Origin of the sequence: Micromonospora sp. NPDC005237 (assembly GCF_040607775.1) — a bacterium.
Taxonomy (GTDB): domain Bacteria; phylum Actinomycetota; class Actinomycetes; order Mycobacteriales; family Micromonosporaceae; genus Micromonospora.
The window spans coordinates 40,378-64,109 of record NZ_JBEXHJ010000015.1 but is presented as its reverse complement, the minus strand read 5'-3'; the positions used below and the strand labels follow the sequence as shown (position 1 = coordinate 64,109).

24 protein-coding genes are annotated in these 23,732 nt (G+C 70.9%); 7 read left to right on the top strand and 17 right to left on the bottom strand.

The window, feature by feature from the left end; genetic code table 11:
• Nucleotides 1-575: 575 nt before the first annotated feature.
• The 10 genes from ABZT87_RS29900 to ABZT87_RS29855 form a co-directional block, all read right to left on the bottom strand.
• On the bottom strand, nt 576-1,139 hold the full coding sequence (locus tag ABZT87_RS29900) for a gluconokinase (RefSeq protein WP_355139720.1): 564 nt from the start codon (nt 1,137-1,139) through the stop codon (nt 576-578).
• A complete protein-coding gene (gene manD, locus ABZT87_RS29895) occupies nt 1,129-2,358 on the bottom strand; it encodes a D-mannonate dehydratase ManD (RefSeq protein ID WP_355139718.1) in 1,230 nt (409 codons plus the stop codon). The genes ABZT87_RS29900 and manD overlap by 11 nt, the downstream gene beginning before the upstream one ends.
• 218 nt (nt 2,359-2,576) lie before the next feature.
• Nucleotides 2,577-3,665, bottom strand: a complete 1,089-nt coding sequence (locus ABZT87_RS29890) for a LacI family DNA-binding transcriptional regulator (RefSeq protein WP_355139716.1) — start codon at nt 3,663-3,665, stop codon at nt 2,577-2,579.
• A gap of 45 nt (nt 3,666-3,710) precedes the next feature.
• Nucleotides 3,711-4,001 carry a putative quinol monooxygenase gene (locus ABZT87_RS29885; RefSeq protein WP_354857492.1) on the bottom strand — a complete coding sequence of 97 codons (291 nt, stop codon included), beginning with the start codon at nt 3,999-4,001 and terminating at the stop codon, nt 3,711-3,713.
• A gap of 29 nt (nt 4,002-4,030) precedes the next feature.
• Nucleotides 4,031-4,918 (bottom strand): SMP-30/gluconolactonase/LRE family protein, encoded by an 888-nt coding sequence (locus ABZT87_RS29880; RefSeq protein WP_355139714.1) that lies wholly within the window; start codon nt 4,916-4,918, stop codon nt 4,031-4,033.
• A 77-nt stretch (nt 4,919-4,995) separates the two neighbouring features.
• Complete coding sequence (locus ABZT87_RS29875) at nt 4,996-6,039, bottom strand: NAD(P)-dependent alcohol dehydrogenase (RefSeq protein WP_355139712.1); 1,044 nt, start codon at nt 6,037-6,039, stop codon at nt 4,996-4,998.
• A 9-nt stretch (nt 6,040-6,048) separates the two neighbouring features.
• The gene (locus ABZT87_RS29870; RefSeq protein WP_355139710.1) at nt 6,049-7,209 is read right to left on the bottom strand and encodes a sugar ABC transporter substrate-binding protein; all 1,161 of its coding nucleotides are present in this window, start codon (nt 7,207-7,209) and stop codon (nt 6,049-6,051) included.
• 40 nt (nt 7,210-7,249) lie between these two features.
• Complete coding sequence (locus ABZT87_RS29865; protein WP_354857498.1) at nt 7,250-8,281, bottom strand: ABC transporter permease; 1,032 nt, start codon at nt 8,279-8,281, stop codon at nt 7,250-7,252.
• 13 nt (nt 8,282-8,294) lie between these two features.
• Nucleotides 8,295-9,359, bottom strand: a complete 1,065-nt coding sequence (locus ABZT87_RS29860) for an ABC transporter permease (RefSeq protein ID WP_355139708.1) — start codon at nt 9,357-9,359, stop codon at nt 8,295-8,297.
• Nucleotides 9,356-10,885, bottom strand: a complete 1,530-nt coding sequence (locus tag ABZT87_RS29855) for a sugar ABC transporter ATP-binding protein (protein WP_355139706.1) — start codon at nt 10,883-10,885, stop codon at nt 9,356-9,358. The genes ABZT87_RS29860 and ABZT87_RS29855 overlap by 4 nt, the downstream gene beginning before the upstream one ends.
• A gap of 607 nt (nt 10,886-11,492) precedes the next feature.
• On the opposite strand from ABZT87_RS29855, the gene ABZT87_RS29850 reads away from it, so the two are divergent.
• From ABZT87_RS29850 to ABZT87_RS29820, 7 genes are all read left to right on the top strand, one after another.
• Nucleotides 11,493-12,653: a Xaa-Pro peptidase family protein gene (locus ABZT87_RS29850; protein ID WP_355139704.1), complete on the top strand. Its 1,161-nt coding sequence runs from the start codon at nt 11,493-11,495 to the stop codon at nt 12,651-12,653.
• A 38-nt stretch (nt 12,654-12,691) separates the two neighbouring features.
• On the top strand, nt 12,692-14,104 hold the full coding sequence (gene uxaC / locus ABZT87_RS29845; protein WP_355139702.1) for a glucuronate isomerase: 1,413 nt from the start codon (nt 12,692-12,694) through the stop codon (nt 14,102-14,104).
• Nucleotides 14,101-15,579 carry a mannitol dehydrogenase family protein gene (locus ABZT87_RS29840; protein ID WP_355139700.1) on the top strand — a complete coding sequence of 493 codons (1,479 nt, stop codon included), beginning with the start codon at nt 14,101-14,103 and terminating at the stop codon, nt 15,577-15,579. Before uxaC ends, ABZT87_RS29840 begins: the two co-directional genes overlap by 4 nt.
• Nucleotides 15,545-15,751, top strand: coding sequence for a hypothetical protein (locus ABZT87_RS29835; protein WP_355139698.1), 207 nt, complete (start codon nt 15,545-15,547; stop codon nt 15,749-15,751). Before ABZT87_RS29840 ends, ABZT87_RS29835 begins: the two co-directional genes overlap by 35 nt.
• Nucleotides 15,752-15,835: 84 nt before the next feature.
• Nucleotides 15,836-16,975, top strand: a complete 1,140-nt coding sequence (locus ABZT87_RS29830; protein ID WP_355139696.1) for a sensor histidine kinase — start codon at nt 15,836-15,838, stop codon at nt 16,973-16,975.
• Complete coding sequence (locus ABZT87_RS29825) at nt 16,972-17,628, top strand: response regulator transcription factor (RefSeq protein ID WP_355139694.1); 657 nt, start codon at nt 16,972-16,974, stop codon at nt 17,626-17,628. The genes ABZT87_RS29830 and ABZT87_RS29825 overlap by 4 nt, the downstream gene beginning before the upstream one ends.
• Nucleotides 17,629-17,717: 89 nt before the next feature.
• Entirely contained in the window at nt 17,718-18,362 is a 645-nt protein-coding gene (locus tag ABZT87_RS29820) for a DUF2306 domain-containing protein (RefSeq protein WP_355139692.1), read from the top strand.
• On the opposite strand, the gene ABZT87_RS29815 is transcribed toward ABZT87_RS29820, so the two are convergent.
• From ABZT87_RS29815 to ABZT87_RS29785, 7 genes are read right to left on the bottom strand one after another with little or no spacing between them, the layout of a single operon-like run.
• Nucleotides 18,349-19,176, bottom strand: coding sequence for an IclR family transcriptional regulator (locus tag ABZT87_RS29815; RefSeq protein WP_355066766.1), 828 nt, complete (start codon nt 19,174-19,176; stop codon nt 18,349-18,351). The genes ABZT87_RS29820 and ABZT87_RS29815 overlap by 14 nt on opposite strands.
• Nucleotides 19,173-19,553: a 4-carboxymuconolactone decarboxylase gene (pcaC, locus tag ABZT87_RS29810; RefSeq protein WP_355139690.1), complete on the bottom strand. Its 381-nt coding sequence runs from the start codon at nt 19,551-19,553 to the stop codon at nt 19,173-19,175. Before pcaC ends, ABZT87_RS29815 begins: the two co-directional genes overlap by 4 nt.
• Nucleotides 19,550-20,329: a 3-oxoadipate enol-lactonase gene (gene pcaD / locus ABZT87_RS29805; RefSeq protein ID WP_355139688.1), complete on the bottom strand. Its 780-nt coding sequence runs from the start codon at nt 20,327-20,329 to the stop codon at nt 19,550-19,552. Before pcaD ends, pcaC begins: the two co-directional genes overlap by 4 nt.
• Complete coding sequence (gene pcaB / locus ABZT87_RS29800; protein ID WP_355139686.1) at nt 20,326-21,666, bottom strand: 3-carboxy-cis,cis-muconate cycloisomerase; 1,341 nt, start codon at nt 21,664-21,666, stop codon at nt 20,326-20,328. The genes pcaD and pcaB overlap by 4 nt, the downstream gene beginning before the upstream one ends.
• On the bottom strand, nt 21,641-22,213 hold the full coding sequence (gene pcaG, locus ABZT87_RS29795; protein WP_355139684.1) for a protocatechuate 3,4-dioxygenase subunit alpha: 573 nt from the start codon (nt 22,211-22,213) through the stop codon (nt 21,641-21,643). Before pcaG ends, pcaB begins: the two co-directional genes overlap by 26 nt.
• Nucleotides 22,206-22,955: a protocatechuate 3,4-dioxygenase subunit beta gene (pcaH, locus tag ABZT87_RS29790; protein WP_355139682.1), complete on the bottom strand. Its 750-nt coding sequence runs from the start codon at nt 22,953-22,955 to the stop codon at nt 22,206-22,208. Before pcaH ends, pcaG begins: the two co-directional genes overlap by 8 nt.
• Nucleotides 22,952-23,722 (bottom strand): CoA-transferase, encoded by a 771-nt coding sequence (locus ABZT87_RS29785; RefSeq protein ID WP_355139680.1) that lies wholly within the window; start codon nt 23,720-23,722, stop codon nt 22,952-22,954. The genes pcaH and ABZT87_RS29785 overlap by 4 nt, the downstream gene beginning before the upstream one ends.
• Nucleotides 23,723-23,732: the final 10 nt, after the last annotated feature.

The window sequence follows — 23,732 nt, the reverse complement described above, 5'->3', positions numbered from 1 at the left end:
CCACCTCTCGTTCGATGGAAACTGCGGTGTCCGCCCGGCCTGACATGACGGCCGACGGCGGGCGATCCAACGGTGTACGGCCCTCCCTTTCCTCTACTACCTCTTTACCTTGCTGACGTACGGTCCGCCGGTGCTGGAGCCCACGCGACTTCACGGCCCCCACACGTACGGCGAACATCAGCTGGAGCCCTAAAAGAGCCTTGGCCCCACCTGCGCCCCGGCTCGTATCACGCCGAGTGACGTGCTCCTACTTCTTCTCGGGAGGGAACGATGAAGCCTGTTCCTCTCCTCGCCGTCCGTCGTGACCTCACGGCCGACGGCCCGTCCGCGTCCTGACGGATCTTTCCTCTCGACTCGAAGAACAGTATGCCACCATGCAGAAGATGTCTAGTCGTTCCAGCCTAGATTTTCTGGCCGCCGGCCATCAGGGTGGCTGGCCCAGCGAAGGACGGTTCCAGGAGGGCCGACGTTGCGCCTGCCGAAATGTCATCCGCCCTGGTGAGAGCCCGGCGTACCACACGGTCGAGCGGCGCCGACCCGGGTCCGGGTCGGCGCCGCTCGGCCGTTTGCACCGCTCAGCGCGACGTCTCTGGAACGCGCAGGCCGAGCCCGCTCACGGCCGCCGCGACGAGCTGGTCCGGCGGCAGGGAGACGTCGAGCACCAGGCAGGGCTCGTCCGGCTGGGGCCGTTCGAGGGTCGCGAGCTGGGAATCCAGCAGGGAGGCCGGCATGTAGTGCCCGATCCGCTGCGACAACCGCTCCCGGATCACCTCGGTGGGCCCGTCCAGGTGCACGAAGTCCAGCTCCGGTGGCCCCTGCCGGAGCACGTCCCGATAGGACCGTTCCAGCGCCGAACAGGCCAGTACGGTCGAGACTCCCTCAGCGGACCGGGCGGCCATCCAGGCGGCCAGCGCACGCAGCCAGGGCCAGCGGTCGGCGTCCTGCAACGGGACGCCGGACCGCATCTTGGCCACGCTGGCCTCGGAGTGGAACTCGTCCGCCTCGGCCAGCCGCAGGCCCGCGGCGATGCTGACGCCCCGGGCCACAGTGCTCTTGCCGCAGCCCGACACACCCATCACGACTACGTGTCGGGTGGGAGCCGGTACCCGCCGACCGGCGACGGCGCCGTCACCAGTCATGGACGGTGCCGTCCTTGAGCCGGTTGAACGGAAGGTAGGCCGGCACGTAGGGGAACTTGGCGGCCGCGGCCTCGTCGAGCTCGACACCGAGCCCCGGCTGATCGCCCGGGTGGAGGTAGCCGTCGGTGAACGTGAAGGACTGCCGAAAGACCTCGTTGGTCAGCGGGCCGTGCTGCATGTACTCCTGGATTCCAAAGTTGTGGATCGCCAGGTCGAGGTGCAGGGCGGCAGCCATACCGACCGGCGAGATGTCGGTCGGCCCGTGGATGCCGGACTTGATCTGGTACTGCGCGGCGAAATCGAGCAGCTTGCGCATGGCGGTGATACCGCCGGTGTGCGTGACCGCGGAGCGGACGTAGTCGATCAGCTGCTCCCGGATGAGCGTCTGGTAGTCCCACACCGTGTTGAAGACCTCGCCGATGGCGAGCGGCGTGGTGGTGTGCTGACGGACCAGCCGCAGCGCATCCTGGTTCTCGGCCGGGGTGCAGTCCTCGAGCCAGAACAGGTCGTAGGGCTCCAGCGCCTTGCCGAGCTTGGCGGCCTGGATGGGGGTCATCCGGTGGTGGCCGTCGTGCAGCAGCGGCAGCTCGGGGCCGAACTCGTTGCGGACCGCCTCGAAGACGCCGGGAAGGTGGCGCAGGTAGGCGCGGGTGTCCCAGTCCTCCTCGGCCGGCAGCGGGATGCGCTGTGCCGGCTCGTAGTCGTACCGCTTGTTGTCCGCACCGGACTGCGCGGCGACCCCGTAAACCGCGTTGATACCCGGAACCGAGGTCTGCACGCGGATCGACCTGTAGCCGAGCTCGAGATGCCGGCGAATCGAGTCGAACAGCTCCGGCAGGTCACGGCCGGAGGCATGGCCGTACGCCCTGATGCCGGTGCGGGACGCGCCGCCGAGCAGCTGGTAGAGGGGCATCCCGGCCGCCTTTGCCTTGATGTCCCACAGCGCCACGTCCACGGCGGCGATGGCCGCCATGGTGACGGGCCCACGGCGCCAGTACGCCGAGCGGTACAGGAACTGCCAGGTGTCCTCGATGCGGTGCGCATCCTGGTTGAGCAACAGCGGGACGACGTGGTCGGCCAGGTAGGAGGCGACGGCGAGTTCCCGCCCGTTGAGCGTGCCATCGCCCAGGCCGGTGATGCCCTCGTCCGTGGTGATCTTCAGCGTCACGAAGTTGCGATCAGGGCTGGAGACGATGACGTCTGCTGCGACGATCTTCACAGGGTGCCTTTCTGAGGTGATGCTCGGGCGGTTCGTCAGGATGGTGCTTCCCGGCTCGCAAGCCGCCGGGAGAAAACGTTCGTTGCGCCCCGGGCCGGACGCCGGCAGCGGGCGTTCCGGCCGGAGACGCGCTGCCCCGGCGACCCGGTCACGGATCGGACCGGACCGCCACCGCGGCGGTCAGAACAGGTCGAGCGGGGAACAGGTCGAGCGGCGCGTCAGCGGGCCCGGCCGCTGCCGCCCGGGGTGGTGTCCACGGTCCCGCTGTCGCCGTCGCCCGGGCGGGCGGCGACGGCGGGCCCACGGACCCCGTCAGCGGGCCTGCGGCCAGGGGCTGCGGTGGAGGCACGCACGACCACCTCGCTCGACAGCACCGGCGGGTCGCTCACCGGCAGGCCCTGCATCCGCGCTTCGAGCGCACGCCACGCCTGCCGGCCCAACTCGACGACGGGGCGCCGGACCGACGTGATCGGCGGGGTGGCGTAGGCCGAGAACGGGATGTCGTCGAAGCCCGCGATCGAGAGCTCCTCGGGCACCTTGACGCCGAGTTCCTGCAGGCCCGACAGCACGCCGAGGGCGACGTAGTCGTTGAACGCCACCACCGCGGTCACGTCGCTGTCGGCGAGCTGCCGGGCGACGGCGTAGCCGGCCTCGAGGTCGGGGCCGCACGGGAACGGCACGACGTCGAGCCCGAACGACGAGGCGGCCCGCAGCGCGCGCCACCGGACCGAGTCCGACCACGACCCCGGCGGGCCCTGCAGGTACCCGATACGCCGGTGCCCGAGCCCGGCGAGATGCCCGGCCAGCGACAGCGCCGCCTCGTACTCGTCGACTGTCACGCAGGGCATCCCGAGGCCGCTCTGTGCCCGGTTCACGCAGACCGTCGGCGACGACTGCACCGCCAGCTCGTGCAGCTGCTCGATGTCCATCCGCGGCGAGCACAGCACGAGCGCGTCGGTCTGGGCGAGCAGGCCGAGCGCGAGCTTCATCTCACGCTCGACGTGTTCGCCCGACTCCGCGACGACCACGCTGTAGCCAGCCTCCTCGGCGGCCGAGGTGAGCCCCCGCAGCACGATCGGGAAGAACGGGTTCGACAGGTCCGGCACGAGGGCCCCGACGAGCCACGTGCGGCCGGCCACCAGCCGGCGCGCGTGGACACTGGGCCGGTATCCGAGCTCCTCAATGGCCTTCTCGACCCGGTCGGCGAGCTGCCGGTCGACGCTGGTGTTCCCGTTGACGACCCGCGACACGGTCGCGGTGGAGACGCGCGCCGCCTTGGCGACGTCCTTGATGGTTATTTCCCGCATCTCGACTCACCGGCCCCCGTACCACGCTGGCCTTCTCGTCTCGCCCTACGCCTGCTTGACGGCAACGTGTACGTCGACTGGTGCGACAGCGTACTCCTTGACGATATTCAACCACGCTGCCACGTGCTCAGTACTGCCATGATTGTCCAGGCAACGCTGGTCGCGCCAGTGCGCGTGAAACCAGATCTCACGCGGGTTGTCGGCGCCTTGGAAGACGTTGTACGCGAGGTTGCCCTCTTCGGCCCGGCAGGGCTCGACGAGCGCCACCGCCGCGTCGCGCAGGATGTCGACCGACCCGGGTTTGGCCTCGACCCGGGCGAACACGAACCGTTCCATCAGCTTGTTCTCCTGTCGGTTTAGGAACGTCAGAACGCGGCGAGACCGGCCACGGTCGTGCGGACGCTGTAGACGCTGGTGCTCGCGCAGATGTAGAGGGTGCACAGGTCCTCGCCGCCCCACACGAAGTTGCCGACGACCTCGGGCACCTCGATGACGCCGAGGTGGGCGCCGTCCGGCGAGTAGACGTGGATGCCGCCGGGGCCGGTGCAGTAGACGTTGCCCGTCGAGTCGATCTTGAGACCGTCGACCACCGGATCACCGGGGCCGCTGGTGACGGCGAACACCTCTCCGCCGGTCCCCCGCCCGTCCTGCAGCCGGAACCGGCGGATGTTCCCGTGCTCGGTGTCGTTGACGTAGAGCACGCTCTCGTCGAGCGACAGGCACAATCCGTTCGGGCCGTCGAGATCGTCGATCAGCAGAGTCAGCTCGCCGGTGTCGGGAACGAGCCGGTAGACACCGCACACGTCGAGCGGAACCTCGCGCAGCACCCCGACGAACTCGCTGGTCCGCCCGTACGGCGGGTCGGTGAAGTAGATGGTGCCGTCGCTCGCCACGATGACGTCGTTGGGGCTGTTGAGCTCCCTGCCGTCGTAGCGGTCGGCCAGGGTGGTCCACGAACCGTCGAGCTCGCGTCGTACCAGTCGGCTGGTCGCGTGCTCGCACACCACCAGCCGGCCCTGCCGGTCGTACGCGGTGCCGTTGGCCTTGTTGCTGGGGTCGCGCACCGCCGTGACGTCCCCGGCGGCGTCGAGCCGGAAGATGCGGCCGGCCGGGATGTCGGTGAACGTCAGGGACTGTTCGTGCGGGTGCCAGGAGGGGCCTTCGGTGAAGAGGTAACCGGTCGTGAGCTGCCTCAGCGGCTCGTCCGTGACCAGTTGCGCCGGCCGGCCGGCCGTACCCTGGACAGCGGTCATCATCGACTCCGTTCTGTGCCGGTCTTACAGTCACGGCGCGCCCCGCTCCCGGCGGAGGGGGCGCGTCGCACGGGACGTCAGGACTCGTTCGGGACGATGATTCCGCGGCCCTGCAGACGGCCGCCCTCGAGATCGGCCATCGCCTCGTTGATCTGCTCGAGCGGGTAGGTCTTGGTGTGCAGCGTGACCTTGCCCTGGGCCATCAGCGCGAGCAACTCGCCGAGCTCGTTGAAGTTGCCGATCAGGTTGCCGACGAAGTTGAGCTCGTTGTTGATGATCCGCTTGGTCTCGACCTGCAGCTCACCGCCGTAGCCGACGACGAAGTACGTGCCAAAGGAGCGAAGCATGTCCACGCCCCACTTCTCGGCACCGCGCTCCGCGACGTAGTCGATCACGACATCGGCGCCGCGACCCTTGGTCAGCGCCTTGACCGCCTCGACCTGATCGCCGTCGACGAGCACCGTGTGCTCGGCCCCCCAGCTCTTGGCGAGCTCGAGCGCCGCCGCGTTCTTGTCCACGACGATGATCTCGGCGGGGGTCATCGCGGTGAGGCACTGGATGCCCACGTGCCCGAGGCCGCCCGCGCCGATCACCACGACCTGGGTACCCGGCACGAGCAGCTTCGCGGCGCGCTTCACCGCGTGGTAGGCGGTGACGCCACCGCACGCGACCGGGGCCACGTCCACCGGGTGCAGGTTGTCAGCGATCTTGAGCGCGGCGCGCGCGCCGGTCTTGATTTTCTGCGCGAACCCGCCGTCGGTGTAGAGGCCGGGGAACACGGCGTTCTCACAGCGCATGTCGTCGCCGGCCCGGCAGCCGGCGCAGACGCCGCAGGTGACGAAGGGGTGCAGGATCACCGCGTCGCCGACGGCGAGGTGCTTGACGCCCTCCCCCACCGCCTCGATCCAGCCGGCGCTCTCGTGGCCGGGGATGTAGGGCAGGTCCAGCCCCGCGTCGGCGTGCTCCTTCTCGAACTCGCCCCACTGGATGTGCAGGTCGGTCCGGCACAGGCCGGCGGCGCCGGTACGCACGATGATGTCGAAGGGGCCCGTGATCTCGGGGTCGGGGACCTCCTCGATGACCAACGGCTGGTGGTAGGCGTGCAGTCGTGCGGCCTTCACTGGTTCTCCTTAGTACTTCTTGGCGTCCAGGGCCCACTGGAGGTAGGCCTGCGGCGCGTCGACGTTGCTCTTGTCGATGATCTGCGTGCCGACGTAGGTCACCTTGTCGATGTTCTTGCCGAGCACGACGCGGTTGAACATCGTCTCGACCAGGCGCAGTCCGTTGTCGACCGGGCCCACGTCGACCGACGCGGTCAGCTTGCCCTCACGGATCTTCTCGCAGCCCGACACCAGGCCGTCTGCGCCGATCGTGAGGATGCCTTCCTTGCCGTCCCAGTGCTTGAGGCCGGCCTGGTCGATGGCCTGCGAGGCACCCAGCGCCATGTCCTCGTTCTCGCCGTAGATGGCGTTGATGTCCTTGTTGGCGGCCAGCAGGTCCTGCGCGACCGCGAAGCCCTTGTCCCGCACGTAGCCGCCGTCGGCCTGGGCGACCAGCTTCAGGTCGGGGTACTCGGCGAACGCCCGCTTCAGGCCGTCGCCGCGCATCTTGCTGTAGTCGGACCCCGCGGGGCCGAACAGCGCCAGTACCCGGCCCTTGCCGTTCAGCTTGTCACCGATGTACTTGCCGGCGAGGTAACCCGACTGGTTCTCGTTGTGGTAACCCACCGTCGCGGCGGTCCGCAGCTGGTCGGCCGGGTAGAGCTCGATCGGCATGTTGTACTCGATCACCATCGTGCCCTGCTCGGCGGCCCGCTGGTAGACGCCCTGCATGGTGGCGAAGTTGGCCGAGGTGCAGATGAAGATGGCGTCGAACTTACGGGTGGCCCAGTTCTGCACGATGCCCACGTGCTGCTCGACCGACTTGTAGTTGGCGGTGGGCGCCGACCGCTCCCACTTCCACTTGACGCCGAACCGCTCCTCGTACTCGGCCATCTTGCGCCAGGCGGCGCCCTGGATCTCGTTGAAGTACTCGGACAGCACCGGGACCGTGTAGCCGATCTGGATCGTGCGACCGTTGACGATCTTCCGAACCGCGTCGTCGTACTTCTGGCTGATCGGGCTGCCCCCGTTGCCGCCTCCGCCGCCGCTCGGGCTGTTGTCGACCTCCTTGCTCGAGCACGCGGCGAGCAGGCTGCCGCCGACCGCGGCACCGCCGATCAGGCTGACACCTCTGAGGAAATTTCGACGCGACGGTAGGGACGGCAGGTTGTCGTTGCGGGCGTCACTCATTACAGGCCTCCGAGAAAGGTGGTGGGTTGGGGAAGCGACGTCAGGCGTCCGCGGCGACGACCGCCTGCCGGCGGGCGCGGGCCAGGGATCGCTCGTAGCCGAGGGTGCCGACCCGGTCGAGAGTCACGGCCAGCAACAGGATCGAACCGAGCACGATCTGCTGCCATTCGGCACTGACGCCGGCAATGTTGATCACGTTGTTGGCGACCGTGAGGACGAGCGCGCCGAGGACGGCACCACCCACCCGGCCACGTCCGCCGGACAGCGCGGCCCCGCCGATGACGGCCGCCGCGATGGCCTGGACCTCGTAGCCGAGGCCCATGTTGGGGGCGACGGTGGTGGTGCGCCCGGCCAGGAGCACACCGGCCAGCGCCGCGAGCACGCCGCTGATCACGTACGCGGTGACGCGTACGCGGTTGACGTTGATGCCCGACAACCGGGCCGCGTCGGCGTTGCTGCCGACCGCGTAGGCGTGCCGGCCGAACGAGGTACGCCGCATGACGAAGGCGACTACCGCGACCATCAGCAGCGACAGCATCAGGGGGACGGTGACGAAGCCCAGGTACCGTTCGCGCCCGGCGAGCGTGTAGTACACGTCCAGCATGTAGTCGGTGAACGGGAAGCCGCTGGTCCACAGGTACAGCAGGCCGCTGGCGATGCCCATGGTGGCCAGCGTGGCGACGAAGTCCGGCAGGCCGATCCGGGTGATGAGCACGCCGTTGAACAGCCCGAGGACCGCGCCGGCGGCGAGGGCCAGGATGAACGCTGCGATGAACGGCCGCCCGGTGTTGATCTGGTCGGCCATCACCCCGGCGGACAGGCCCAGCACCGCGCCGACCGAGAGGTCGATGCCACCGGTGATGAGCACGACGGTCATGCCGATCGCCAGGATCAGCACGTAGACCGACTGGTTGAACACGTTGGACCAGTTGTTGAACGTCAGGAACACCGGCTCGGTGAACGCCATGAAGACGCAGATGCCGAGCAGCAGGACGATGACACCGGTGCTCGGCTTCGCCAGTGCGGCGGAGGCGAGACGCCGGACCGACGGGATGGACCCGGATGTACTCATGGCAGGAGTCATCTCAATCGACGGAAGAGAGGGCGGAGGGACTCGGTGACCGGGTGCCGGCGATCCCGTCGTCGTCGCGCCGCTCCGGCGGGGTGGCGGCCGGCGACTTGAGCGTCAGCCAGCCGGCGGCGACGCGCTGGACGCCACGGTCGAACGCGATCGCGAGGATGATGCTGGCGCCGGTGACGATCGTGAACCACAGCGGGTCGACACCGAGCAGCTGCAGCCCGCGACTGAGCGTCGCCAGGAACAGCGCGCCGATGACGCCGCGCCAGACCGTGCCCCGGCCGCCGGCGAGGCTGATACCACCCAGGACGGCGGCGGCGATGGTCGTCAGCTCGTAGCCCGATCCGAGGCCGGCCTGCACGGAGTTCAGCCGGGACGCCTGGACCACGCCGGCCAGACCGGCGGCCGCGCCCGACAGCACGTACACCAGGAACCGCACCCGGTTGACCGACACACCGGCCAGCTGCGCGGCCCGTGGGCTCATGCCGGCCGCGTGGACCCCGCGGCCGAACGGCGTCTTGATGAGCATCCATTCGAAGGCGAGCACGATGACCGCGCAGATCACGACCGGGATCGGGATCCCGAGAACGCTTTCCCCGGCGATCGAGGAGAACGTCGAGGAGTTGGCTCCGGCCAGCGTCACCTTGGCGGTGAGGACCGCGAGCACGCCGAACTCGATGCTCATCATCGCCAGCGTGACGATGAAGGCGTTGACGCCGAGGCCGCTGATGATCAGGCCGTTGACGGCGCCGACGAAGGCGCCGAACAGGATGCCGATCGCCACGGCCAGCACGACGGGAACGCCGTGCAGGAGGCTGAAGTACGTGACGCCGCCGGACAGTCCCAGTGTGGCGCCGACCGACAGGTCGATCCCGCCGACGAGCAGCACATAGGTCATGCCGGCGGTGATGAGGACGACGAACACCGCCTCGACGAGGAGGTTGCGCAGGTTCTCCCCGGTCAGGAAGACGTCGGACTTCACCGAGAAGAAGGCCACCATGATGATGAATGCGAGCACCACTGCTGCGCCGTCGACGGCGAGCAGCCGGGCGACGCGCCGAGCCAGGTTCATGCGACACCGCCGCGCACTGCGAGAGCCATGATCTTCTCCGCTCTACCGTCATCCATCTCGGTGGTGCTGTCGCCGCCGCACTCCACCTCGCCGACGAGCCTGCCTTCGCGCATCACGGCGATCCGGTCGCTGACCCGAAGCAGCTCGGGCAACTCCGACGAGATGACGATGGCGGCGCCCCCGTTGTCGACGAAGTCGTGGATCAGCCGGTAGACCTCTGCTTTCGCCGCCACGTCGATGCCCTGCGTGGGCTCGTCGAAGATCAGCACGGACGGCTGGGTGAACAGGCAGCGGGCGACGATGACCTTCTGTTGGTTGCCGCCGCTGAGATTGCGGATCTTCTGGTGGACGCCCGGCGTACGCACGCCGAGGTCCTTGACGAAGCCGGTCGCGACGGCGTTCTCGCGACGGCGGTCGAGCACCACGCCGGCGCGCGCGACGCGCCGCAGATCGGCGATGGTGATGTTCTTCGAGATCGTGAAGTCGGGCAGGATCGCCGTCGTCTTGCGGTCCTCGGGTACGAGCGCGATGCCGAGGCGGTACGCCTGGCGCGGGTTACGGATCCGGGTCACCAGCCCGTTGACCGCGATCTCGCCGGAGTCGAGTCGGTCCGCGCCGAGGATGACCCGCGCCAGCTCGGTGCGGCCTGCCCCGGCGATACCGGCGATACCGAGTACCTCCCCACGCCGCAGCGTCAGGTCGATGTCGGTCAGTGGCAGCCGGGTGACTCCGGTCAGGCGGAGAACCTCGCTGCGGTCCCCCTGCCACCGGGTGTCCCTCGCGACGCTGCCGGTGGCCAGCGCGCCGACCGTCTCCGCTTTGTTGCCGACCATGAGTCGCACCAGCTCGTCGGGCGTCGCCGCGCTCACGTCGTCGACGGTCGCCACGTGGGTGCCATCGCGCAGCACCGTGATGGTGTCGGCCAGGCCGTAGAGCTCGTCGAGCCGGTGCGTCACCCACAGCACGGCGATGCCGCGGTCGCGCAGGGCACGCATGTGGCCGAACAGGCTCTCCCGCTCGTGGTCGGCGAGGCCCGAGGTGGGCTCGTCGAGGATGACCAGGCGCGAGTCGAAGGCAAGCGCCTTGAGGATCTCCACGACGTGCTGCTTGAGAGCTCCCAGCGAGGCGACCCGGCAGTCGAGGTCGTCCGGCGTCAGTCCGAACTCGACCGCCAGGTCGCGGACCTTGCCCAGCATCGCGCGCTCGTCGAGAAGGCGCAGGCCGAATCGGCGGCTGCGCAGCTCGCGGCCGAGGAAGATGTTCTCGAGCACCGTCAGGTCCGGGGCCAGCGACAGCTCCTGGTGGATCGTGGTGATCCCGAGTTGCTGGGCGTCGCGCGGCTTGCGCAGGGCCACCGGCGCACCGTCGAGGAGGATCTCGCCGGAGTCGGGCGTGGTGATGCCCGACAGCAACCTGATGAGTGTCGACTTGCCGGCGCCGTTCTCACCCAACAGTGCGTGGATTTCGCCGCGACGCAGCGTCACGCTGACCCCGGCGAGCGCCACGACCCCGGGATAACGTTTCACGGCGTCGCGCACCTGAACGAGGGCGCCGTCGCCGTCACTGGGTGACCGGCGAGGAGCCGTGGAACTGTCCGACATGACATTTCGCCTTTGCCGAAGGAATTGGGACGCGCCGAACTGCCGGCGCGCGCTCTGACCCCGGGATCGGACCGTGGTGACGGCCGGTCTCGTTGTCTCGCACGGGGTGTCGTGCCGCGAGACGTTAGACGTGTACGACTGTCGTGTCAATCACTTCAGGAATCGATTTCTCAGCCGCCTGAGCGACTCTGTCACCCGGGGGCAGGACCCGCACCGGGCTTCCTGACGGCGTCCGGCCAGACTGTCATATGGGACTCTGAGCTGGGGTTTCGCGCGAAGACATGGCGTTTCCGGGAGCCGGGACGAGACACGACACGCAACGGCGAAGAAGGTTCGGGGCTTGACAGCGACGCCGGCTTGGTAAACGTTATCTCCACTGATCTCCCCGGTCGGCAGCGCCGAGGCGTCCACCATCTCGCGCTCGGGTCTCGCCGGCCGCGTACCGCCACTTCACACAGCCCGCCGTCCGCGCACCGCCGGTGCCGGCAGGGCACGACGCCACGTCCACCGGAATGCCGAAGGAGCCCCGCTCATGACCGCCGTTCCCGCCCCGCCCACCGCCATCCCGCTGGAGGAGATCGAGCGCCGCATCGCCCGCGTGCGCCGGCGGGCGGCCGCCGAGGGGCTCGGCGCGGTCCTGTCCTATGGCGACTGCTGGCGGTCGGCCAACGTCCGTTACTTCACCGACTTCCGCCCCGTCGACGGGGTGCACGACATCGCCCTGGCGCTGCTCGTGCTGCCGCTCGACGGCGAGCCGGTGCTGCTCGTCGGGGACGGGACGCTGGACTACGCGCGTGAGATGTCGACGTTCCGGGTGGAGACCTTCGGGTCGCTCGAGCAGACCTTCACGGACCTGCTGGCGGCCCAGGGCGCCGGGCCGGTCGGCCTGGCCGGCCACGGCCTGATCCCGGCGCACCTGCACGAGCGCTGCGCGGCGGCGCTCGGCGGCGCGCCACTGGTACCCACCTCGGCGGTGGCCCTGGAGAAGGCGCGCAAGTCGGCGTGGGAGCTCGGCCAGCTCCGCGAGGCCGCCCGCATCACCGACCTCGCCATGGACGCCATCCGGACCGCACTCGAGAACAACGGCCCGATGTCCGAACGCGACATGGCGCGGGTGGCCGACATCGCGATGATCGAGGCCGGCGCCGACGGCCCCGCGTACCTGTCGATGGTGCAGTCGGGTCCGCGCGCCGCGTTCAGCCTGGCCCTGCCCACCAACCGCGTCGTGCGCCCCGGTGAGATGGTGATGACCGACATCGGCGCCCGGTACGGCAACTACGTGGCCGACGGCGGCCGTGGCTTCGCCTACGGGTCCGTGACCCGGCAGCAGCGCGACATCATCGACACCGCCGCCGACGCCGTCGAGGTGGGGCTGGAGACCGCCCGGGCCGGCATCACCGCCGACGAGCTCAACAAGGTCATGCAGGCCGTACTGGTCGAGCGCGGGTACGCCCCGTACTCCAGCGAGGCCATGGGCCGCGGCACTGGCCACGGCACGGGCATGGACCCGGAGGAGGAGCTGCCGTGGATCGGCCCGGGCAACGAGACCGTGCTCGAGGAGGACATGGTCTTCACGCTCAAGGCGACGATCAACGTTCCCGAGGTCGGCGGGCTGCGGACCGAGCGGATCGTGCGGGTCACCCAGGACGGCGTGGAACCGCTGGACAACTTCCCCATGCGCAACTTCTGGTGAGTTGACCGAGTCGCTAAGGGTGTCGAGAAAGGACTGTGATGACCGGGCTCCATCCGGATCGCCTGCTGCCGGCGGGCGAGGGTGCACGGGCGATCGCCCGCGAGCTGTACGAGGCGGTCCGCGCACTGCCCCTGTTCTGTCCGCACACGCACATCGACCCGTGGGTGCTGGCGGAGGACCGCCCCTTTCAGAACCCGTACCAGCTGTTCGTGGAGTCGGACCACTACGTTCAGCGAATCCTGATGTCGCAGGGGCTGTCCCCGGCGCAGCTCGGCCTGGCCGGGCCCGCCGGCGTCACGGCCGCCTCGCCGCGCGAGGCGTGGCGCGTCTTCGCCGTCAACTGGCACCTGTTCCGCGGTACGCCCACCCGGGTGTGGATCGAGCAGCAGTTGGTCGAGGTGTTCGGCCTGGACACTCCCCTCGGCCCGGACACCGCCGACCGGCTGTTTGATGATCTCAGCGCCCTGCTGGCCACGCCTGAGTTCCGGCCGCGGGCTCTGTTCCGCCGCTTCGGGGTGGAGTTCCTCGCCACCACCGACGCGCCGCACCAGCCGCTGACGGCCCACGAGAAGCTGCAGAACGGCGACTGGCACGGCCCGGTCGTGCCGACCTTCCGGCCGGACGCTGTGGTCGACCTGGAAAAGCCGGACTGGGTGCGGTCGGTGCAGCAGCTCGCCGAGGTCGCCGACACCGACACGTCGACCTTCGACGGCTACCTGGAGGCCCTGCGCATCCGGCGGCAGGACTTCATCCGTCTCGGGGCGACGGCGACCGACCACGGCCCGGTGCACCCGCACGCCGCCCGCGCCGCCGACCGCGTCGTGCGCGACCTGTACCGCCGACGTCTGCGGGGTCCGGTGAGCCAGGACGAGGCCGAGCTGTTCCGGTCGCACATGCTCATGGAGCTGGCTCGGATGAGTGTGGACGACGGCCTGGTGATGCAGCTGCATCCCGGGTCGACCCGCAACCACGACCGCGCCATGTTCCGCGACCACGGGCCGGACATCGGCGCCGACATCCCGCACCCGGTGAACTTCGTGCACGGCCTCGAGGAGCTGCTGAACGCCTACGGCAACGTCGCGAACTTCACCCTCGTGGTCTTCACCCTCGACGAGACCACGCTGGCTCGCGAGCTGGCGCCGATGGCGGCGCACTACCCGGCGCTGCGCATCGGCGCACCGTGGTGGTTCTTCGACAGCCCGGGCGGCATGCGCCGGCACCGCGATCTCGTCACCGAGACGGCCGGCTTCTACAACGGCGCCGGCTTCAACGACGACGCGCGCTGCTTCACCTCCATCCCGGCCCGCCACGACATGGCCCGGCGGATGGACTGCGGCTTCCTCGCTGAACTGGTGGCGCAGCACCGCCTCGATCTCGACGAGGCACACGAGATCGCCCGGCTCTGGACGCGTGACCAGGCGCGCGAGGTCTACCTCCCGGACCGGACGTGAACGCCGCACTGCCGCGGCTGTCCCGACGGACGCTGCCCGGCGTGACCACCGCGGCCCGCCCGGCGTACGACCCGGCCGGCCTGGCCACCGGAATCGTGCACCTCGGCATCGGGGCGTTCCACCGCGCGCACCAGGCCGCGATGACCGACGCCGCGACCGACGTCGCCGACGCCGGCTGGGGCATCGCCGGGGTGACCCAGCGCAGCACGGACGTCGTGGACCGGATGCGACCGCAGGACTGCCTGTTCACCGTGGTCACCCGGAACGGCGGCGAGCTGCTCGACGCGCGGGTCGTGGGATCCGTGACGTCGGTGCTGCACGCCGCGTCGCAGCCGGAGGCCCTGCTGGCCACCCTGTCGGCGCCGACCACACGCATCATCTCGGCCACCGTGACGGAGAAGGGGTACGCGGCGGCACTCTCGTCGCGGACGCTGATCACCGACTCACCGTTGGTGGCCCAGGACCTCACCGACCCGCGGCCGCACCGCAGCGTCGTCGGCCAACTGGTGGGCGGCTTCGCCCGGCGCGCCGACCGCGGCGACCCCGGGGTCACCGTGCTGTGCTGCGACAACGTACCGAGGGGCGGCGAGCTGCTGCACGACCTGTGCCTGCAGTTCCTCGAGCGCTGGAGCTCCCACCGCGCCGCCGAGGTCGCGTCGTGGGTGTCGCGGCACGTGCGGTTCCCGAACACGCTTGTCGACCGCATCGTGCCGGGTACGACGGAGGCCGACGCGCACGCCCTGACGCAGCGCCTCGGCTACCGCGACGACGCGCTGGTGACCGCGGAGAGGTACGGCCTGTGGGTGATCGAGGACGACTTCGCCGCCGGCCACCCGCAGTGGCCGGCTGACGAGGTGCGGCTGGTCAAGGACATCCAGCCGTGGAGCGACGTCAAGCTGCGGCTGCTCAACGGCGGCCACTCCCTGGTCAGCTACGTCGGGCTGCTCGACGGCCGGGAGACCGTCTCCGAGGTCATGCGCGTGGCCTGGATCCGCCAGCTGCTCGACGCCTGGCTCGACGAGGCGGGCCGGTCGCTGTGTGAGCTGCCGGAGGGGCTGGATATCGCCACGTACCGCGACGACGTCCTCAGCCGGTTCGCCAACGACGGCATCGCGTACCGGCTCGGCAAGGTGGCCGCCGACGGCTCCCTCAAGCTGCCGACCCGCGTCGGCTCCACCGCGAGCGATCTCGTGGCCGGCGGGGCCGACGCCCGTGTCTCGGCGCTCACGCTGGCGGCGTGGCTGCACTACGCCGAGCAGCCCGGCACGGTCCTCGACGACCCCAACGCGGCCCGCATCGACGAAGCGCTCGATGCGGGTCGCGAGCCACGGGCTCTCGTCGAGCGCGTGTACGGGTCGCAGGGCGTCGCTGCCCTGCCCGCCGTCCTGCAGGACGATTTCCTCGACGATGTCGCGACGGCGCTCGACACCCTCCGGTTGCGTGGCGTCTCGGCGGCGGCAGGGTTGCTGGCGTAGCCCGGGCCTACCGCAGCAGCGGTACGGACACCCTCAGCCGCTCGGCGACACCCGGCACGCGCTCGGCGACCCCACCTCCGGCCGGGCCGACTGGCAGCGGGCACTGGACATCCTCACGGCCCTCGACCACCCGGACGCCGCGGCCGTCCGCGCCAAACTCCAGCTCCCGTAATCGAACCGTCGACCAACAACCGCGCCCACCCGGTCGTACTTTGGGACGATCTGGAGTCGCGCCACCGTTCGTACGATGAAACCCATGCACCCTCGCCTGCACGCGGTGTTGGCCGAGCCGCGTGTCTCCCCCACCCCGACCCGGGTCTGGCGCGACTGGGCGTTGATCGCGGTCCTCGCTCCGGCGATCGTGGTGGAGGGAATCCTCCGGCCCGATCTGCCGTGGCGGGTGGGCTGCGTCGTCGTCACGCTCGCGCTGCTGCCCACGATCCTGTGGCGACGGACCAGGCCGCTGGCGATGGTGGTGATCGCGTTCGGCTGCACGACGGTCGCCCCGTACGTGCTGCCCGGTGATCCCTGCCAGCTGTTCACAGCGAGCTTCCTGGTCCTGCTGACCTACGCGCTGTTCTGCTGGGGCTCCGGCCGGGACGCCGTGCTCGGTTCGTTCTTCGTGGTGGCCAAGGTGATCGCCGCCGGCCTGGTCGGCTCGATCGACGGTGGCGAACTGGTCGCCGGTTTCGCGGTGATGTTCGCCGCCGCCACGCTGGGTGCCGCGATCCGCTTCCGCGCCGCCGCCCGACTGCGCGAGTTCGATCAGGTGAAGCTGTTGGAGCGGGAACGGCTCGCCCGGGACCTGCACGACACGGTGGCCCACCACGTGTCGGCGATGGCGATCCGCGCCCAGGCCGGCATCGCCGCGTCGGCGAGCCAGCCGGGTGCCGCAGTCGAGGCGCTGCACACCATCGAGGCCGAGGCGTCCCGGGCGCTTGCCGAGATGCGCGCCATGGTCCGTGTCCTGCGCCGCGACCAGCCCGCCGACCTGGGGCCCAATCCGCAGGTCGCCGACATCGAACGGCTCGCCGGCCAGTTCCGCAGCGGGCCGACCGTCGACGTGGATCTGCGCGGCGACCTCGGCGACCTGCCGCCCACTGTCGGCTCCGCGCTCTACCGGCTGGCCCAGGAGTCGGTCACCAACGCCCGTCGCCACGCGCGCCACGCCACCCGCATCGAGGTCAGCGTCGCGGCCGACGACACGTCAGTGCGGCTGCGGGTCAGCGACGACGGCGAGGCCGGTGCCGCCCGCCCGACCGGCTCGCCCGGTTTCGGCCTGGTGGGCATGATGGAGCGCGCCGACCTGCTCGGCGGCACCTGCGAGGCCGGCCCCAACCCCGACCGTGGGTGGACCGTCACGGCCGTGCTTCCGCGCGAGGGGGTCGGCGCGTGACGGTTCGCGTGCTGGTGGCGGACGACCAGGAGATCGTCCGCACCGGCCTCACCATCATCCTGAACACCCAGCCCGGCATCGAGGTCGTCGGTGGGGCCGGCGACGGCCGGCAGGCCGTCGAGCTCGCCCGTCGGCTCCGCCCCGACGTGTGTCTGTTCGACATCCGGATGCCGGGCATGGACGGCATCGAGGCGACCCGGGCGCTCGCCGGGCCGACGGTCCCGGAGCCGCTCGCGGTGGTCGTCATCACGACCTTCGACCTCGACGAGTACGTGTACGCGGCGCTGCGGGCCGGCGCCCGCGGCTTCCTGCTCAAGGAGGCCGGTCCCGACCTGCTCAGCCAGGCCGTGCACGCCGCCGCCAACGGGGATGCGCTGATCGCGCCGAGCGTCACCACGCGGCTGCTGAAGGCGTTCGCCGACGCGGATCCGGCCGCGCCGCGCCAGCAGCCCATCGAGGCGCTCACCGACCGGGAGGAACAGGTCCTGGTCGCCGTCGCGCGGGGACGCACCAACCAGGAGATCGCCGACGAGCTGTACATCACGTTGAGCACCGTCAAGTCGCACGTCACCAGCCTGATGACCAAGCTGGGTGTGCGTAACCGGGTCGAGGTGGCGATGTGGGCGTACGAGACCAACCGCACCCGGACATAGGTACGACGACCGCGTCCGACCATGGTCCAAACAGATCGCGGCCCATCTGCCGATGAGCGGGGGCGGGTGCGGCGTCCACCATCGACGGCATGACGATGCGCGAGTGGCGGCTACCGGTCGCGTTGATCCTGCTGGGCCTGATACCGATGCTCGCCGGCGCGGGGCGGCTCACCGAGCTGGGCAGCGGACCGGAGGTCACCCCGGCGAACGCGCGCTTCGTCGCCGATCCGCTGCCGGTGGTGCTGCACATCGTCGGCGCGGTGGTGTACACGATCCTCGGCGCGTTCCAGTTCGTACCCCGTCTGCGTCGGCACGGCTGGCACCGCCGGGCCGGCCGGATGCTCGTCCCCTGTGGGCTGACGGTCGCGTTCACCGGCCTGTGGATGGCCGTCGCGTACGATCTGCCGGCCCATGACAACGACGTGCTCGCCGGTATGCGGCTCATCTTCGGCTCGGCCATGGCCAGCTCGATCCTGGTCGGTCTCGCCGCCGTGCTCAGCCGGGACATCGCCCGGCACCGCAGGTGGATGGTGCGTGGCTACGCGATCGGCCTCGGTGCCGGCACCCAGGCGTTCACCCACGCGCCGTACCTGCTCGCGACCGGCGAACAGCCCGACGGGAACCTGCGGGCCGGCCTGGTGGTCGCCGGTTGGGTGATCAACCTTGCGGTGGCCGAGTGGTACCTGCGCCGTCCGGCCCGGGTCGTCACCGCGCCGGCCCTCAAGCTGAGCTGAGCCCGCGCGCGTCGGCCGTCGGTGTCCGGCTCAGGCCGCCCCGGATGTCCTCCTCGATCCGCTTCGCGGCGGCCAGCAGCGGCGGGAGCAGCTCTCGACGGATCATCTCGAAGGACCCCCGGCTGGCGTGCGCGGAGACGTTCACCGCGGCGATCACCGACCCGTTCTCGCCGTGGATCGGCGCGGCCACCGAACGCAGCCCCTCCTCCAACTCCTGGTCCACGATGGCGTACCCCTGGGCGGCGATCTTCGTCAGGACGGCGCGCAGCTTGACCGGGTCGGTGACGGTGCGCCGGGTCAGCGGCCGCAGCTGCGCGGCGGCGAGGTAGTCGTCCAGCCACTCGACCGGTTGCGCGGCGAGCAGCACCCGGCCCATCGAGGTGGCGTACGCGGGGAACCGGGTGCCGACGCTGATCCCCACCGTCATGATCCGCTTGGTGGGCACGCGGGCGACGTAGACCACCTCGTCGCCGTCGAGCACCGACACCGAGCAGGACTCACGCACCTGCGCGACCAGCGCCTCCATGTGCCGTTGCGCGACCTCGGGCAGGCTCAGGCTGGACAGGTACGCGTAGCCGAGTTCGAGGATCCGGGCCCGCAGCGAGAAGAGCCGGCCGTCGGTGTGCACGTAGCCCAGCTCGACCAGGGTGAGCAGGAACCGGCGTGCCGCGGCCCGGGTCAGTCCGGTCCGTCTGGCCACCTCGCTGAGCGTGAGCTGCGGATGTTCGCCGTCGAACGCCCGGATCACCGCGAGGCCGCGCTCCAGCGACTGAACGAACTCCGGCGACCTCGTCGCCTCCTCGCTCACGCTCACCCGGCCTCCTGCCGCAGGGTCTCCCGGGCCACCTTGAACGCCCGGTTCGCCGCCGGTACACCAGCGTAGACGCCGACCTGGAGCAGGACCTCCGCCACCTCCTCGGGGCTGAGCCCGTTGCGCAGCGCGGCCCGGACATGCATCGCCAGCTCCTCGTCGTGGTGCAGGGTGGCGAGCACGGCGAGGGTGACGCAGCTACGGGTCCGTCGGTCGAGGCCCGGCCGGCTCCACACCTCCCCCCAGGCGTAGCGGGTGATGAAGTCCTGGAAGTCGGCGGTGAACTCGTCAGTGCCGGCGATCGCCCGGTCCACGTGCGCGTCGCCCAGCACCTGTCGACGTACCGTCATGCCGGCCTCGTGCCGCTCGCGGTCGTTCATCCGTCACCACGTCCCTCGTGGAAGTGTTCCAACAGGAGTCGGCACACCTGCTCGGGTTGCTCGACGTTGGCCAGGTGCGCCGCCGGGTCGACCACCGCCAGCCGGGCCCGCGGAATGCGACCGACGATGTCGCGGGCGTGCTCCACCGGGGTGGCCGGGTCGTCCGCTCCGGCGATGACAAGCGTCGGCGCGGCGACCCGGCCGAGGTCGGGTCGGAGGTCCATCGCGGCTATCGCCTCGCAGCAGGCGGCGTATCCGGCCGGCGACGTCGCGGTCAGCATGGCGCGGTGGGTGGCGACCACCTCCGGCCGCGCCGCGGCGAAGGTCGGGGTGAACCAGCGGGCCACCACCGCGTCGGCGATCGCCGGCAGACCGCCGACCCGTACCGTCGCGGCCCGTTCCCGCCACTGCTCGGGTGGGCCGAGCGACGCCGACGTGCAGAGCAGCGCCAGCCGCCGCACCCGGTCGGGCGCGTACGTGGCGAGCCACATGCCCACCATGCCTCCGAGGGACAACCCCGCGTAGTGGACCCACGGCACGTCGAGCCCGTCCAGCGTCCGCAGCAACTCCCGGCCCAGCAGGTCCAGCGTGTACGGTCCGGGCGGCACCGCCGAGCGGCCGTGGCCCAGGTGGTCGTACCGGATGACCCGGAACCGTTGGGCGAGCGCCGGCACCTGCGGTTCCCACATGGCGGCGGCGGTGCCGAGGGAGCTGCCGAGCAGCAGCACCGGCGCGGCGGCCGGGCCGTCGACGGTGAGGTGCAACCGGGTGGTCATCCGCCCGCTCCCCGGACGGCGGCCAGGGCACGGTCGACGAACCGGCCGGCCGAGCCGAGCCAGCGGTACGGGTCGAGCGCCTCGGCCAGCTCCGTGTCGGACAGGTGGGCGCGGACCTCGGGGTCGGCGAGCAGCGCGGCGCGGAACGAGGGTTCGGCGGCGGCGCGGGTCACCAGGTCGTGTGCGACGCGGCGGCCGACGGCGGGCGCCAGGCGCGCGGCGACCGCCTCGGCGAGCAGGAGGCCGTCGGTCGCGTCGAGGTTCTCCCGCATCCGCTCCGGGCGGACCTGGAGCCCGGTCAGCATCCGGGCGCACCGGGCGGTGGCGCCACCGGTCACGTGGAGCAGATCGAGCAGCGGCTCCCACTCGGCGTGCCAGCCGCCCGCGGCCCGCTCGTGCTCCTGCACCGCCGTGGCGAACAGGGTGGCGACGAGACCCGGACCGCGTCGTGCCGCGGCGGTGACGAGGATCGAGTCCACCGGGTTGCGCTTGTGCGGCATGGCCGAGGAGCCACCTCGTCCGGTGCCGCCCTCGGCGACCTCACCCACCTCGTTCTGGGCGAGCAACCCGACGTCGAGCGCGATCTTGCCGGCGGCCACCAGGAGCCCACCGAGGGCGGCGGCCAGATCGAGCCAGGGTTGACGGCGGGTGTGCCAGGGCAGCGGGCTGGTCGGGAGGCCCAGGTGCGCCGCGAACCGCTCGGTGACCTCGGCACCGGCCGGGCCGAACGCGGCCAGGGTGCCGACCGCGCCGCCGAGTTGCGCGGGCTGCGCGGCGCGGGCCTGACGCAGTCGGTCCCGGGCCTGGACCAGACCGGTCAACCAGCCCGCGGCCTTGAGCCCGAAGGTGCTGGGTGCCGCCTGCTGCCCGAGTGTCCGGGCGACCATCACGGTGTCCCGGTTGGCGTCGGCCAGCCGGGCGGCGGCGTCCACGGCGACATCGAGCTGAGCCAGCAGCGGCCCGAGCGCCCGCACCGCCACCAGGACCAGCGCGGTGTCCAGCACATCCTGGCTGGTCGCTCCGGAATGCACCCAGGCCCGGGCGTGCTCCGGCACGGCCGCGGTCAGCTCGCCCACGAGCGGGACGACCGGGTTGCCGGTGGCGTCGGCGGCCCGGCCGAGCGCCGCCGGGTCGTACCGCTCGGCGCGGCACTGCTCGGCGATCGCCTCGGCCGCCGGTACGGGCACGATGCCGGCGTCCGCTGCGGCCCGGGCGAGCGCGGCCTCCACGTCGAGCATCGCCTGGAGCAGGGCCGGGTCGCTGAGTTCCGCGTCGACGTCCGGGGCGCCGGAGAGGCCGCCGAGCAGGCCGTCAGAGGGCGAAGAAGACGGTCTCACGGTCGCCCTGAAGGTGGATGTCGAACCGGAACCCGTCCGGGGCGGGACTGGCCAGCAGGGTGTCACGGCGGTCGGCGTCGACGCTGCGCAGCACGGGGTCGGCGGCGTTCGCCGTCGACTCGTCGGGGAAGTAGAGCCGGGTGACGAGGCGGTGCAGCAGCCCACGCCCGAAGACCGACAGGGTCAGGTGGGGGGCTTCGGTGCCGCCGTCCGGCTCGGGCAGCGCACCCGGCTTGACGGTCAGCAGCCGGTACCACCCCCGCCCGTCGGTCTCGCTCCGCCCGAATCCGCGAAAACCCGCGAGCGCGGACGGCCGGGCCCCCCGAGGGTCGTCCGGATGGTCGAACCGGCCCTCCGGGTCGGCCTGCCAGCTCTCCACCATCGCGTCGACCACAGGCGTCCCGGTGCCGTCGACGATCCGACCGCTGATCCAGAACGCGCCCGGCGTGCCCTCGGGTACGACGTACGGGCCGTCGGGCCAGTGCAGACCGATGTGCAGGTACGGCCCGACGGTCTGCGCGGGCATGACGCCCAACTGCTCACTCATCGTCGTCCTCGTCCTCGAAAGGAGTGCTCTCCCGGCCGCGCAGCACGATGTCGAATTCGTACGCCAGCGCCCACTCCGGTGCGGTGCTGGCGTGGTCGTACCGGGCGATCATCCGTTCCCGGGCCTTCGGGTCGCGGACCGAGTTGAAGATCGGGTCCTGGAAGAAGAGCGGGTCGCCCGGGAAGTACATCTGCGTCACCAGCCGCTGGGTGAACGCGCGACCGAAGAGGGAGAAGTGGATGTGCGCCGGCCGCCAGGCGTTGTCGTGGTTACGCCAGGGGTAGGCGCCGGGTTGCACGGTGATGAACCGGTAGCGCCCCTGGTCGTCGGTGAGCGCCCGGCCCACCCCCTCGAAGTGGGGGTCGAGCGGCGCCGGCCAGGTGTCCCGTGCGTCGCGGTACCGACCGGCGGCGTTGGCCTGCCAGATCTCGACAAGCGTGTGGGGTACCGGTCGGCCGTCACCGTCGCGGACCCGCCCGTGCACGATGATCCGCTGTCCCTGCGGCTCGCCGTCGTGCTGGCGGGTCAGGTCGTGGTCGAGCGCACCGAGCCGCCCCTCCCCCAGCAACGGCCCGGTGATCTCGGTCAGCCGCTGCGGCAGGTAGACCAGTGGGTGTCTCGGCGCCCGCGCCACTGTCGACTTGTAGCCGGGGCTGAGCAGGGGTGGGTGGGCGTCGACATCGTCGCGCCGGTACCGCGGTAGCACCAGACCACTGTCGGCCTGGGTGTCCTGAGTGGTCATTGTCGTCTCCCGTCGGACTTCGTCGCCTCCAGCGCCCGCAGTACCGCGAGTTCGCGTGCCGTCGGCGGCGCACCGGTGGCCAGTCCCTCGGCGACGGCGAGGTCCCAGCCGGTGGCCGCCCGCGCCTGCTCCCGGGTCACGCCGGGGTGCAGGTGGGTCAGTGTGAGTTCGCAGGTGACCGGGTCGGGTGCGAGGACGCCGAGGTCGGTGATCACCACTCGGGGGCCTCCACCCCGCAGACCGAGTCGCTCCCGGTCGCCCGGGCCCGTCCCGTACCCGACCGAGGTGACGAAGTCGACCCGCTCGGTGAACGTCCGGAGGTCCTGCCGGACGATCACCACGACCTCGCCGCAGGAGGCGGCGATCTCCGGGGCACCACCGGCGCCGGGCAGCCGGACCGTCGGGGCGTCGTAGTCGCCGCCGACGACAGTGGTGTTGATGTTGCCGTAGCGGTCGAGCTGCGCGGCGCCGAGGAAGCCCACGTCGATCCGGCCGGGTTGGAGCCAGTAGTTGAACACCTCGGGCACCGAGACGACCGCGTCAGCGGTGTCGGCGAGGATCCCGTCTCCGATGGAGAGCGGAAGCCGGTCCGGCTTCGCGCCGAGGCACCCGGATTCGTAGATGAGCACCAGGTTCGGGGCGTGGGTCGCCCGGGCGAGGTTCGCCGCGGTGCTGGGCAGCCCGATCCCGACGAAGCAGGCGGTGCCGTCGCGTAGTTGCCGTGCGGCGGCGACGGTCATCATCTCGTCCGCCGTCCAGTCCGCCATCGGGTTCCCT